A 13,839-nucleotide genomic window follows, 5' to 3' on the forward strand; every position below is an offset into this window, starting at 1 on the left:
TATATTCAGTCGTCTTGTTGCCAGTCCTGGCAAAAGTGCGTGCGCAGACTCTCAATGGCAGATGGCAAGGTGCCCTGGCAGGTCACGCCCAAGTAGGTGGCCGCGCGGGTGGTGCCGACGTACAGGTATTTGTCGAACAGCGCCGGGTGTAGTGTGGCGAGCTGGTCAATGCCGACAAAAAACACCGCCTCAAATTCCAGGCCTTTGATGTGCTGGATGTCGAACACGCGCACGTTGCTTTCCTGCCCCACAGCCTGGCCCTCTCGACAGGCGATGACCTGGATGTTGTGCTCCGCCAGGGCGACGTTCAGTGCGTTGGCCACCGGGGCAACGTCGTCCTCGGTGTTCACAAAAATGGCAGTGGATGGCAACTGACCGACAAAGCGCTCAATCTCGCGAATGCGATCCGCCAGCCAACTGACAATGGATTCTGCGTTGGTAGCGTGTTCCAGCAAGGCTGGCGCAACGCCCACACTGTCCATATGCGCAGGCAAGCTGGCGTCTTGCTCGGTTCCTCCGACTGCGCGGATCATGGCGCGGGCCAGATCGTTCAGCTGCTTGCTCTGCCGGTAGGAGACGGTGATCTCCTTGATATCGAAATCGGCGAAGACCCACTTCAAGTCGTCAGCAGAGCGTGCGCCCCAGGTGGTCAGGCGCTGATTGAAGTCGCCACAGGCAAAGAATGAGCGCAGACGCGGATGCGCCAGCGCCGCCATGCTCGCAAGCTGGATGGGCGAGAAGTCGGTCGCTTCATCCACCAAGATCTGGTTGCGGTAATGCCCAAGGATGGTCTGGAGTGATGACCACGCGGGACTATCGATGTCGCGCTGGACGTTGGGCCGACTGATCAGGTCGCCTGCGGCGCGCAAGATCGCGAGCAAGACGATGTCCAACTCCAGCGGGTGGATGTCGCGTGCCTCAAAGCCTTCGTGGCGATACCAGGTGCTTGCCGGTTGGCGTTCGCGCCTGAATGCCCGGTAGCGCTTGGGGATGCCGTCGAGGTAGCGCTTGACCGGGTTGACGAAACGGCGGGCACTGGCCTGCACCAGAAGGCTTGCACCCACCTCGGCGCGATCCGCTTCTGTCAGACCACGATCCCCCAACCACTCGATGATCTTGCCGTTGCGAGATGCCTTGCTGACTGTGCGCTTGGATGCAGCCGCGCGAGCTTGGGCACGCACGGCTTGCATATAGGCATTGAGCGCGGCGGCACGGCCTGTGCGTGGTGCGGTGGCGTCTTCCTCCTCATCAGCGTCGGGGTCGTCCTGGTCGTCCGTATCCGTTGCTTGCGCCTGTTGCAGGCTGTCTATCACGCGGGCCAACTCATCCAGAAAGGCTCGGTTGCGGTTGAGCTGCAGGTTGAGCGCGGCCTTGATCTTGCCGTCGGAGCCTTCCTTCAGGCTGCTGACGAGTGCCTGTACTTTGGCAATCTCCACCGCCAGCGAGCTAAACATCGCCGCCAGTGCGCCATCGACCGCCCGCGACAAAATGTCTTGCAGGCGAGCACCGAGATTCAGAACTTCGGGAGATTTGGCTTCGTGGAGCTGGGTTGCGGCATCATGCAGCTCCTGCACATAGGCCTTGCGCTGCCATGCGTCGAAATCGTCAAACCATTGAATGGGACGCTCCAGTGCTGTCTCGCTCAGGCTGGCCAATCCGTCTTTCAGGACAAAGGTACCGCCGCCAGAAGCCGTTCTGAGGACGCCGAATGCGTTTCGGGCCAGCTCGCGTCGATAGTCTTGCCACGTTCTGATGCGCAGATCCGAGGCGGGAACACCTTCACGCGCAAATGCCTCCTTTAGGTATTGCTTGAGCAATTCCGTGGGCGTGAACATGAGCCAGCTGTTTGCGTGCGCAATGCCTTGGACTGAGGCGACTGTTTCAACCAGGCGTTGTTCGCCTTCTTCCAGGAAGGCCGTGTCGAGTTTTTGGCCGAGGCGTCGGATCAGGGTGGTCGTCTTGCCTGTACCGGGGGGGCCCAGGATCAACAGGCGCTTGTCGAGAGGGAGGCGGAAAATCTCATCCTGGTATTGATCGAGGATGGGCTGATCCCGAAGTCCCATCTTGGTGATGACGCTGCGGCGAACGCCATCGATGATGTTGGCCTTGACGTTCTCTTCGGCCAGCAATTGACCAAGAATGTCTTCGGTAACGTCTTCCCCCACAACCTGGGTCAGCAGAGCGCGCAGCGACTCTATAGTGAACGGCCCAAAATTTTCGGCTTCAATAACTGTGTCGCGAGAGTCCCACCCATCAGCAAGCAAATTTGGCCTCAGCTGGGCCCGCTCAAGAACCTCAACGACGCTCCCATTGGGTAGTGTGAACTCTGCGCCAATTGCCAACGAGGCCAAGCGTCCAACTGGCGCGCGGTAGCTGGCCAAATAGGGAAAGCCCGATACCGGCGTTGTGCGACAGATGTAGTAGATTTTCTCTTTGCCCTCTTCATCGGCAACTACTACGCGAGCGATTGCGGGCTCTGACACCAATACCTGGTAGCTTTCATGGTTCGCATGGTTGATCTGATCCAGCCTCTGCATGGTTGAGCTGGATGTCATCGTGTTGATGCTTGCCAGTACATCGGAACCCAGTGTTCGCCCAGCGCTCAGCTTCCCCTTGGCCGTATCAGCGATGCTCTCGAGTTGTGCTAACGCTTCGCCAGCGACCTGCTCGATATGCTTCCGCGGTTCCTCATTCAAGCTCTGCGTCATGCATTATCCCTCCCAGTCAATTCTTCAAGTTCGTTTTTAAGCTGCCGCAAGTGCGCGTTAATCTCTACCCGGCGATTGAATTGCTTCTCGCGGGCCATGCGCGCTTGGGCCTTCTCGATAACGCGGCGTTTGGCGGCAACCTGCTCCACTCGGACAATCAGATCGGCCAGCGCCTCTTGTGGTTGGGCACCGAGTGGGAGCAAGCGCTGTAGCAAGGCCTCGTATAGTACCGCCATATCGATGCCCAGTGGCAAAGAAGAACGTGCTGCCGTCGCTGGCAACCAGTTGGTTGCGAAGTAATCCGATAGCACCCAACTGCTAGTGTCCGCCTTCCCACTCGTTCCCCGACTCGATATGGCCGGGCGCTTGTACGCAGCCACTACTTGGGTCTGTGCTAGCTCTCCTTCACCTTGGTGCAGCTCGAAGATGATGGGGAAAGGCACCGCACCGTCGATACAGCGCAATACATCCTGGTGCAATTCAGCGGTTTTCAGTTGAATACTGAATACTTGGATTTCAGGGACTGCTGCGCGGGACGGCAGATTGATGGTTTCCGGCGCCAGCTTATATTGCCAGACGATTTGCTCCACCTGTTCGACAAACAACTCTTTGAGCCGGGCGTTCGCGCCGCTGTGTTCGTAGATCTTGCTTTTTGGCAACACACGGCCAAAAGCAGCCTGCTTAGGGTACGCAATCAGCGCGGGATGCTGACAGCTGGCGTTTTGGCTCATTACTCCTCCTGAATAACGAGGAAGCTAATCAGCTCGAAATCATCTAGGCCGGTGATGGTATTGGTCAGTGCCGTGGTCTTGCCACCCCCAAAGAGGCTGTCGAGGTCCTTCTCTTCCTTTACCTCGATCATCGAGCGAATGGATGCGCCCAGAAGATCGGAATAAGCCTGCATCTTGCGCCCATCGGCAGTGTTTTGATTGAAGCGATCGCATACCGCCGTCATGGGTTGAGCCTGCCCCTTACAGCAGGTTCTCACCAGGTCGAGCAGGCGCTTGATCTCGGTATGATCGTGGACGACCTCTCCTTCGCTATCGATGTACACGAGGTAGTAGGGATGCAACCGATTGTGCTGGTTAATGCCGATATCGGTGTTGCGATTGCGCAGCGTGAAAATCACCCCAGGTCGGAGCCCCATGTCGGGATTGGCGGGCACGACGGCGTGCATCCCACTCGGTACATTACGCAAGTCACCGTGGACTTTGACGTAATTGAGCAAGTCCATCCGAAAATCGTTGAGACCCAGATCGGTGATGGATACACCGGTCTTCAACTCTTCCAGTTCGATCACTTCTTCTTGCAACCGACGCAATTGTTCTTTGCGGTATGAAACATCGTTGGCCTGTGCTGAGAGGACGTTATCGTCCCCCGTTGCCGTCACATCGGCAATCATCATGCGGCTTTCGACGCGCTCTTTGAGGTTGATGTATTCATCGAGCGAGATATCGGGCCAGTAGTTAACTAGCTGGATGCAGCTATTAGGCGAGCCGATACGATCGACCCGGCCAAAACGCTGAATGATGCGCACCGGGTTCCAGTGAATGTCGTAGTTGATCAGGTAGTCGCAATCTTGCAGGTTTTGCCCTTCGGAGATGCAGTCGGTGCCTATCAGCAGATCCACCTCGGCGGGTTCATCTGGCATCACTACCGCTTTCTCCTTGGACCGTGGCGAAAATAGGGTTAGCAGCTCTTGGAAGTCATAGCTACGCCTTTGCCCACGATGTTTAACGGTCGATTGAGGCGCTCCTGTGCCAGTCACTTTGGCGGTGTGAATCGAGAAACGGGCAAGCATCTCGGGCGCAAGGTTGGCGTAGAGATAGTCGGCAGTGTCAGCAAAGGCGGTGAAGATCAGAATTTTCTTATTGCCGGGGTTAATGGGGTTGGCAATCTTCTCCAGCAAGTGGGCCTTCAGGTGTTGTAACTTGGCATCGTCTTTGGGCGTGATTTTGCCCATTTCTTCCAATAACACACCGATGATCTGCACGTCCCGCTTGAGTTCATGTTCCCAGGATAGCAGGTCCATATCCGCCAGACTGATCTTGACCTTGCCGCCAATCTCCCCGGCTTCATCGCTCAGCGTCGGCAGTTCGTCTTCTTCAGCATCCAGTCTATCCAGGATATCGGTAAGGTCACCCACCGTTGCAACCCCGCCAGTTTGGTTGAATGCTGCAATTCGGGCGAGCATTGCATCGTGGTTGGTCCGCAGTGATTGGAGAGTCAACCGGAAAGACTCTACTGAGCTCTCCAGCCGCTTTAGCAGATTCACTGTCATCAACGCCTGTAGACCTTGTTCTCGCCCAACCAGACTTAGGTTGCCATGCTTACCGCCAGATTGATCGTTATAGCGATCAATGTATTTCTGGACTCTGCTTGGCAACAGGTAAGCCGCTGGCGTGTAGACGGCCAACTTAAGCTGGGAAAGTTGCTCGAAAATCTCGTTAAAGCCCAACACATTTGGGCGATCAGTCAACTGGCAACGGAACGACAAAGGCTTGAGTCGTTCAGGGAATTGACCGATGTCTTTGGTGTCGTAGAAGGTTTGGATATGTTTGCGTGAGCGAGCAATGGTGACACTGTCGAGCAACTCGAAAAAGTCGAAATCCAGCGAGTCCAAAATGGCCCGTGCGGTGCGCTCTTCAGGTGGTAGTGTTGACCACGCATTGAAGGCTTTTTGGGCATTACGGAAGATCTCTTCCACCGATTTGCTCGTGCGCAGTTTCTTACTCAGGTTTTCAGAGTCACCCTCGTAGGCCAATGCTAACTGGTTGCGGAGATCGGCAAAGTGGTTGTTGACTGGTGTGGCCGACAGCATCAGCACCTTTGTCTTCACCCCCTCTTGAATCACCTTGCGCATTAACGCCTGATAACGGGTCTCTTTTTCTTTGTAGGCGTTGTTGTTACGGAAGTTGTGAGACTCATCGATGACAACCAGATCGTAGTTGCCCCAGTTAATCCGATTCAACTGCGTACCGAAAGACTCACCACTGGTACGGGAAAGATCCGTGTGGCAAAGGACGTCGTAGTTAAAGCGATCACGGGCGAAGAGGTTGGTCTTGAGATTGCGGTTGTAGTTGAGCCAGTTGTCGGCCAGCTTCTTCGGGCAGAGTACCAGCACTGAGCGATTACGCAGTTCGTAATACTTGATGACGGCCAGTGCCGTGAAGGTCTTGCCCAAACCAACGCTGTCGGCAAGGATGCAGCCACTGTAGGTCTCAAGCTTGTTGATGATCCCGGTGGCGGCATCTTTCTGGTAATTGAAAAGCTTGTTCCAGACCAGGGTGTCCTGATAGCCGGTGCGATCATTGGGCAGGACATCTTCATCGATGTCGTCAAGGAACTCGTTGAAGATGTTGTAGAGCATCAGGAAGTAGATGCTCTCGGGCGAGTTCTCCTGATACACCGAGGCTATGTGTTCACAAATTTGAGCAGTCACGTCCTCCAGCTTCTCAGGATCATGCCAAATCTGGTTGAACAGACTGAGATAAGTGGCGGCAAAGGGGGCCTCATCCATCTTGTTCACCAGATTGGAAATGGCATTGCCCGGTTGGTAACCCAGATCGACGGCGGTAAAACCATGCAACGGCATATAGGCCATGTCGGCGTCGTTGGCTTGCACGCAGGCAAACTGCTGCATAGGTGCTTTGGTGCGATTGCTCTTGAACACCGCCTTGCGTCGTATCCAGTCGGCACACTCCTTGGCTACCGCTCGTTGGGTGAGTTTGTTGCGCAACTGGATTTCAAACTCACTACCGTAGAGACTGCGCTCACGGTCGAGCTTGGGGATGTGGAATTCCTTACGCTCCTTGCGGATCTTGTCGGTAACTTCGTTGGCAACAAAGGTGGGAGAGGTGAAGATGAACTCTAGCTCGTCGATTGTCTCAAGTTCAGCTTTCAGCGCCTCAAAGGCGTACATCGAAAAGCAAGAAGCCGCGATCTTCAGTCGAGCCCCAGGTTTGAGAGTTTGTTTAAGGTCGTCACCGAGCAGGCGGTTAATGTTGTCAATAAGCTCCATCAGTCTCTTACCTTGGCTGCTGCGATCGGTCAGGCATAAGCGGCTTCACTTAAGCGATCCGGAGACCAGATCAATTCCACTAGCCCCACAACGAGTTCACGCCGCGTCTGTTGCTGAGTTTTGTCAAATACTTCGGCGGCTTTGAAAGGCAACTGGTTTTGGGTTGCAAACTGCTGAAACTGTGGCTGATGTTCATACGCGCTGGCATCTAGGCTAGCGGCGTAAAAATTCTGTTTGGCGTAGTGCATCCGCTTCTGAGGGAACGGCTTGTCTTGTAGGCTCCGATTAACATCTGCAGGCAATAACAAAAGCGAAGCAACATGGTTGCGCCAATCCTGAAACTCTTGCTCAGTGCTGAACTGCTCCTTCAGTACGTCGTAATCGTCTGCCCAAATGTGCTCGATATCGAATGGATTCTTAAGAGAGCGATCCACCAATTTATCAAATGTCTCGGTACGCCCCGCTCCGACCTCGGTCGCCTCTGTTAGCCGTGCCAACAGATGGTAAATATAACGACGACTGAACTGATTGAGTCCCAATCCATCAATGCCAGTTCGCCCTTTTGCCTCATAGCCGGAGAATGTCACTTCATCATCCGCCAGTTTCTTTTTGAGAATGGTTACTAATTCCGGTAGTGCTTTGCGCCGGATCTCTCGACACAACAACCACATGGCGTAAGACACGCTGGAGTACCCAACCCGGACGTAATTCACTACTCGACGCATCAACCAAATGTCCAGATAGGTCGCTGTCACTGCCAACTTGCGTTTCACTGTATCGTCATCATCGGTTTCAACTAGCGGAGCGAGCAATACCGTGCTCTGCCAAGTGAAATCATTGTGCGCGTTGTAGTAAACCGCCTTCATACCTGGTGTGTAATTCTTGCTGGCGTGCAGGATGTGCCGATAGGCCTTGGCGAAAAACGGGAAACTCTCAACCATCAGTTTCTGGTTCCCCTGGGACTTACCAAGCCCCATCTGGTCACTATGGTCACGCACCCAACGGTGGAATGCAGAACCAATCAACTCCCAGTCTTTGTCTACTGAGCCAGCCTTGCGTTCGCGGATACTCTCGGCATACTGCGCCCGCAACCAGGCTTTAATACAATTGGCATCTCGCTCAGGTTCGTGGTTGCCATCCCAAGAGATTAGCTCCAGCACCTCTCTCTTCCATGTCTGATTAGCTTGCTGTCGCTCTTCCGGTTCTTCAATCGGCGCAAGCAGATAGGCCTTCAACATATCTACCGGACTCAGAGGTTTGCCCCGGTCATTCATCGTTTCAAAGATAGCGTAGGCATAGCTGTCGTTATCCGTCGCTATCTCGATCAAGCCTACCTGGGTCAACAACCAGTAGATGAAATGTGGCAGTGCATCACCCAGATCTGCGATCAGATCGTTCGATTCAATGTCGCTGTAGCGGGCGTACATGGTCTGAATGGACTCATCTTTACCATCTGGATTAAATTCTTGGCCTTCAAACAGCGCCTTGATGACGGGCAGTCGCTCGGGTATGTCGAGGTTAAATTTGGGTTTGCCCAAGTTATCGCTAAAGATAAGCGGGGCAACTGTTCCTCCCACCGATAGTTTCTGTATCTTGGCTGCACGATACAGGCATATGAGCAACAGGGTCAGAGAAGTTACCCGCTGTTGGCCGTCGATTAGATAGTTTTTACCGTTGCGCTTGCTGACGATGATGGATCCGAGGAAATATTCGCCATAGCTGCTGACTGCTGTGGTTTCGTCGCCTAGCTTGTAGTGGCTAAAAAATTTGGCCTGCAAGTCAGACAACAGCTCTTCGATATTCTCCTTTTCCCACTTGTACTCACGCTGGTACTCGTCGATGGCAAAAGATTGGCTTTGCAGTAACTGCTGCACACTGCGGTAGTGCGGAGTGATAGTGCTCATGTCAGACGAAACATTCTCAGTAAGTGATTCTACATTATGCTTTTTTTTAGAAGGAATGTCTTGACGAGCCACTCCAAACGCCCCCCCACCAAGGAGGTCATCGGGTAATCCCCCCAAAACTTATTTCCACTTAAACCGACTAGATGGGCCTCATGAGCCGCAGCGCGTCCATGATTGATTCCAATAAAGCCAAATTCATGCTGTCATTTGACTCTGTGTGCTGCCCTGGGTGTCGGTTGATTTCTACCTGGCTGGCCTGCCACCCTGTTGCAGTTGGCTGGAAATAAACCCGATATAGGCAGATGCCTGTCGCACTGCGGTGGCAGTGCAATACACCATCCTCATAGAAGATAAACCACTTGTCATCCTGACTTATCGACAATGAACCGCAGACTATCGCGGCCATCTCCGAGGGGGAGTAACACGTCTCCAGCGGCACGGTTATCCGGCTTGCGGGCATGGGCAGACTGTGCCAGTCGGAGCGACACGCCACGGGGCGAGCCAACGGCAACATCTTCGGAAGGCTATCTTGAGCGGCCTTGAGGATCGCAAGGTCACGCGAGCGGCCAATAGGGTTGCTGGTTTGAGCGATCAGGCGTTCTGCCTCTGCGGGTGTCGCCCAACATAAGCGTTCGGTCTCATCGTTACCGTAACCGAGGTTTACCGTCCCTCTGTCCACCACCATCAAGAAAAAGCGATTGAGCGTGGTGCCACCCGCAAACTCACCAGCGATGGGGATAAGGATAGTGGCATCGACCCCCATCTCTTCCCAGACCTCCCGCAGCGCGGTTTCTCTCGGGCTTTCCCCCTTGTCCTGCCGACCTTTGGCGAACGTCCAGACGTAACCATCGAAATGATTTTTCACTTCACGCATCAGCAAATAACCATGGGGATCGATCACCACCCCGCCATAGGCCACCGCTTTGCTCTTGGACGAACTGGGGGGCGACCAGGGTAGCCCCTCAAAATCGGTCGCATGGGGTTCGGGTAGGTCTTCCGGCATGTCGTACATCGCTGACCAGACTTTGCTATAGCGCTTGGCACGCGCATGGCCGGTGCTAAGCCCGACCTCGCTCTTGAAATTCGAGTAATCAATCTCTTGCACTATGGTGCTCATCGCCTCCTTCAGGGCCGCAGCGCTTGCGTTGGCCCGCCAGGGGTAGTCGGTTCCCTCATGTGCTCTGGAAGAGGAAAGCGAAGGCAGGTAGTGATTACGCAGGCGATCGAGATCCCCTCTAGTGCGGCTGCGAATGGTGAGAATATTGTCCTGATCGTGATCTTTCTGGACGATAGAGAAAAAGCCGAACTTGGTGAACAGCCACATGATCGAGTCCTTTCTTGATGGCGAACAAAGGGATAAATATCTTTCTATATCAGCTCACGAGCGGTCAGACCATGGCGTGGGTCACAGGCCTGTATCATGCGCAGCGAGCGTGCTCATTTGGTCTGTAGAACGGCAGGCGGCGTGCCATTGCCATCACAGCGCAGCGTGCCCAGTGAGTCGGTGCGACAGACGGTGCCACCAGAGGATCTCATGTTGCCCAAGCTGTCTTTGCGCCAGGTGACAGTATCGCCGGTGCCGGGATTGCTGACGCGCACATTGCCCAGACTGTCTTTGCGGTAGGTGGTGCCTTCGCTGCTGCGAACATTGCCAAGGGAGTCTTTGCGCCAGGTGGTGCCGCTTTGCGAGTCTCTGACGTTGCCGAGACTGTCCTTGCGCAGGGTGCCGCTCTTGCCATCGTCACACTGGTAGCGGGTATTACCGAGGCTGTCTTTGCAGTAGGTACAGTCGGTAGCCTGCACTGTTTGAAACAATAACCCCAGCAGCAAAACAGCCACTAAGGTACAGGATGGGAAACGGGCAGCCTTGATGCGATAACGCTTGGGACCTTCGCAATCACAGCTAGTATTTTGAGTGCTACAGGTCATATCTCCCCCTGATCGTTGACTGATAGACTGCCGATTTCTTTGGGTTGACTATATCCATCCCGCCTGACCATCTCGATACTGTGGTTTTTCACATGTCGTGTTTTCAGGCAGATGAAGATGAGGGATTCGCAGAGATGGTTGCCGTATCTGCTAGATAGAAAGCCCCGGCAAGCATACCGTAGACCAAGCGCACTCGGCTATCTGACCCCAGCAACACGCCTAATAGAGCCTCCCCACCTCTCAGGTCATCGCTGTGCCAAAAACACCAGAGCGCGGCTTCTACCACATCGAGCCAACTTGCATGGCCAAGCTGGTTGCGTGTTTTTCGCCGCCAACTTCCCCGGACTACAGAACCAGTGTTCAGAGAGTTGGCTGCCAATGCGCGGCTTTCCATGGCTGTGAGTGTGAGCCCATTGAGCTTGGCCTGCTGGCTACCACGCCCGCCCCGCAGCAACTTGTCGAGCAGTAGCGCCAGCAGCCGCAGGGCATCCTGGCATTCGAGGCTGCCATCCTCACCCAGCAAGGCGGCAGCGCCAGCCATCAGTTGCTCCCTCCCCTAGTAGACAGGCAGGTCCGTGCGATCCAACCGATTTTGCTCGATATGCATAGCCAACCGTGCCAACCTGCACACTTCAGACTCTGCTCTGGCATGCACTATCTTGGGTAAGCCAATTGCTAACTCTTCCCTTGTGACCACCGTGATGAGCTCGTGAACCTGCTCGGCAGTGGCCAGACAACAAAGTCCTTTGAGCAAGGCAGTATCCTGATAGCGGCTCATAAGCAGGCTCCTTTGGCACAGACTTCAGATGCGAGCAGTATATGTAGCCTGTATACTCATGACGATACTGATCACATAAACATGTCGCATTTTGGAGCACGTATGACCCCCAATGAGCTCACCTGGGATCAGACCCTGCGCTTTCGCCTGCTGGAAATCGTGTTGCAGTGGGAAGGCCGCCTCACCACCAATCACCTCTGCACCGCATTCAACATCGGCCGTCAGCAGGCATCGCGAGATATCAACCTCTACCTCAACGACTATTCGCCAGAGGGGCTGGTGTATGACAAAAGGCTGAAGGGATACAAACCTACCGCTCAGTTCGCCCCCCGTTTTAGCGAGGGCAAGGTGGATGAGTACCTGATGCTGCTGCACCGGGAGAAACAACATCAACGCCAGCATGTAGCTGGGGTTTTGAGCCTACCTCTGATGGATCTGCGTTACGGCCATATCGAGATCCTGGATGTGCCCCATCGCCATATCGAGCCCGTCATCGTGCGCGGTCTGGTGCAGGCCGCCCGCAGCCAGCTGCGGGTGGATGTGGACTATGTGTCGCTGAGTTCAGAAGAGAGAAGTGGCCGCAATATCGTGCCGCACACCCTGGTCTATGACGGCATTCGCTGGCATGTACGCGCCTACTGCGAGAAGAAGGGAGAATATCTGGACTTCGTGATGAGCCGTTTTCGGGGGACTCCCGAACTGCTCAATGCGTCGGAACATGGCCGCAAGCAAGATCGGGAATGGAATACTCAGGTCACTGCAGTAGTTGTGCCCAACCCCGAGCTCAGCACCACTCAGCAAGCCATCATCGCCAGCGATTACGCAATGGTGGAGGGGAAGCTGTTGATCACCCAGCGCATTCCCTTACTGCACTATGCCCTAGAGCGATTACAGGTGAGCTATGACGGTGAACATCGTGATCTGTCCCTGCAACACCCCCTGGTGTTGGCCAACCGGACCGAGTTAATTGAACAGGGATGTCGCTTCAAGCTAAAGCGCACCGATATGCTGTCATGAACTGGCTGAAATAATGAAGGGGCCGATGCCCCTCCACTTATTTCCCCGCCTGATACAGCACACCGCTCGCCGTGATGGTGACGGCCGGTAGCTTTTGGCGAACCAACTCCCAGAGGCTGCTTTTACGCTTATGCTGCTGATACAGCTGATTTAAGTAATCCTGTGGCGAAGAGAGTGCACTCAGCCCATCCCCCTCCATCAGGGTCGCTTGATAATCCAGGCTCTTTTTCAGATCCGACACAGCCCCCGTATAGTAGGTGCTCTTGCCCTGATTCACGACATAGGTCACCAATAGGCGACGCAGACGCACAGCCACCGCCGTAAACCCCTGTTGATAGAGGCGGCTCGACCAGGTGCGCACCGTGGAGCAGGTCAGGATGGCGAGCACTTCCAACAAGGCTGTATCTGGGGTATTTGCGAGCCGCTGTACCAGTTGCGGCCAAGCTTCTATCTCGTCCAACAACAGCAAGACCCCGTAGAGATCCCACTGTTCAGCAATTGCTACAAAGCGGGCCAATGCCACCTCTCTCGGCTCATCCCCACTTTGACAATAGCTTGTAAAAAATTCGCTACTCCGAGTCGCGGCAAAGGCACTCAATGCCAAGGCGTGGGCATCGTTACGACGTCCCTCTTCCTGATAGGCCTGGATCAGCACCTGATGCCAGCCCGTCAATTGACGATGGCGCTGCAGCTGTTCCGGGTCCATTGCCTGCAACACGGTAATGGCCTGCTCGGCCCGCAACTCATCAATCAACAAACGTGCATAGTCGATCTGCTGACGGGGATGGGTAAATCCCCCTTGTTGCTGTACCTGATCAAAAAACGCGATATCGCTCAAGCTAAGACTCAAGCCCAGCGCTTCAGGCAACTGGCCTGCAGCTGCATAGTCATCCCGCAAGGCCCGCACCAGCGGGGTGCCCAGCACCTCGCGGTAATCAAGCAGGTAGGTGATGCTGATGGCGGGGTCGATACTGGTCCATCCCTCACGCAACCGATGCGCCAGCATTTCAGACGATACGGACTCACGTTGAGCACCGATAGCCATTAGCCACTGCTCGACCAGCGCTAGATGGTAATCCTCCCAGCTCCCGCTGGAGGTATCCATCTTTTCATACAGCTCACTGGCTTGCCCCAACAACGCGAGTGCAAAGGTTTCTCCTTCCCTGGGTGACGCTGTAATCCCCTTGCCCAGCAGCGGAATAAACTCCGTGCACAAGGTAGCGAAGAAGGCATCGACTTCTTGGTAATCCCAGGAAGGAAGACGACGGGTGAGTTTTTTGTACTCTTTTTTGGCCAGCTCCAGCAACGCCTCTTCAGCGGTGAGGTACTGGTTAATCAGGTGTTTCTTGGCGAGGGGGACGTGCTGTGCCAGCTCAAGCACGATAGCCAACAGTTCGGCTTGGCTCTTGCTCTCGAGTTTACTCAATTGGGCCTTTGTGAATATGCGAGCCATCAGTAGTGTTGTCTGTCATCAGATCCATG

10 protein-coding genes are annotated in these 13,839 nt (G+C 54.7%); 1 reads left to right on the plus strand and 9 read right to left on the minus strand.

Annotated features, from left to right (window positions below; genetic code table 11):
- Positions 1-5: 5 nt before the first annotated feature.
- From OKC27_RS09815 to OKC27_RS09850, 8 genes are all read right to left on the minus strand, one after another.
- The gene (locus tag OKC27_RS09815) at positions 6-2,708 is read right to left on the minus strand and encodes an ATP-binding domain-containing protein (RefSeq protein ID WP_024945964.1); all 2,703 of its coding nucleotides are present in this window, start codon (positions 2,706-2,708) and stop codon (positions 6-8) included.
- On the minus strand, positions 2,705-3,439 hold the full coding sequence (locus OKC27_RS09820; RefSeq protein ID WP_024945965.1) for a DUF4391 domain-containing protein: 735 nt from the start codon (positions 3,437-3,439) through the stop codon (positions 2,705-2,707). Before OKC27_RS09820 ends, OKC27_RS09815 begins: the two co-directional genes overlap by 4 nt.
- Positions 3,439-6,729 (minus strand): SNF2-related protein, encoded by a 3,291-nt coding sequence (locus OKC27_RS09825; protein WP_024945966.1) that lies wholly within the window; start codon positions 6,727-6,729, stop codon positions 3,439-3,441. Before OKC27_RS09825 ends, OKC27_RS09820 begins: the two co-directional genes overlap by 1 nt.
- A 29-nt stretch (positions 6,730-6,758) precedes the next feature.
- On the minus strand, positions 6,759-8,633 hold the full coding sequence (locus OKC27_RS09830) for a GmrSD restriction endonuclease domain-containing protein (RefSeq protein WP_024945967.1): 1,875 nt from the start codon (positions 8,631-8,633) through the stop codon (positions 6,759-6,761).
- Between the two features lie 139 nt (positions 8,634-8,772).
- Entirely contained in the window at positions 8,773-9,957 is a 1,185-nt protein-coding gene (locus tag OKC27_RS09835; RefSeq protein WP_024945968.1) for an NUDIX domain-containing protein, read from the minus strand.
- Positions 9,958-10,070: 113 nt separating this feature from the next.
- Positions 10,071-10,562, minus strand: a complete 492-nt coding sequence (locus tag OKC27_RS09840) for a hypothetical protein (RefSeq protein WP_270693718.1) — start codon at positions 10,560-10,562, stop codon at positions 10,071-10,073.
- Between the two features lie 103 nt (positions 10,563-10,665).
- Positions 10,666-11,103 (minus strand): ADP-ribosylglycohydrolase, encoded by a 438-nt coding sequence (locus OKC27_RS09845; RefSeq protein WP_231556950.1) that lies wholly within the window; start codon positions 11,101-11,103, stop codon positions 10,666-10,668.
- Between the two features lie 15 nt (positions 11,104-11,118).
- The gene (locus OKC27_RS09850) at positions 11,119-11,340 is read right to left on the minus strand and encodes a hypothetical protein (protein ID WP_182939011.1); all 222 of its coding nucleotides are present in this window, start codon (positions 11,338-11,340) and stop codon (positions 11,119-11,121) included.
- 102 nt (positions 11,341-11,442) lie between these two features.
- Between OKC27_RS09850 and OKC27_RS09855 the strand changes: the two genes are divergently transcribed.
- A complete protein-coding gene (locus tag OKC27_RS09855; protein ID WP_024945971.1) occupies positions 11,443-12,357 on the plus strand; it encodes a WYL domain-containing protein in 915 nt (304 codons plus the stop codon).
- Between the two features lie 37 nt (positions 12,358-12,394).
- Here the strand turns inward: OKC27_RS09855 and OKC27_RS09860 are convergent, their stop codons facing one another.
- Positions 12,395-13,810 carry a DUF6880 family protein gene (locus OKC27_RS09860; protein WP_024945972.1) on the minus strand — a complete coding sequence of 472 codons (1,416 nt, stop codon included), beginning with the start codon at positions 13,808-13,810 and terminating at the stop codon, positions 12,395-12,397.
- Between the last annotated feature and the right edge of the window lie 29 nt (positions 13,811-13,839).

Origin of the sequence: Aeromonas sp. QDB62 (assembly GCF_027705695.1) — a bacterium.
Classification (GTDB): domain Bacteria; phylum Pseudomonadota; class Gammaproteobacteria; order Enterobacterales; family Aeromonadaceae; genus Aeromonas; species Aeromonas allosaccharophila.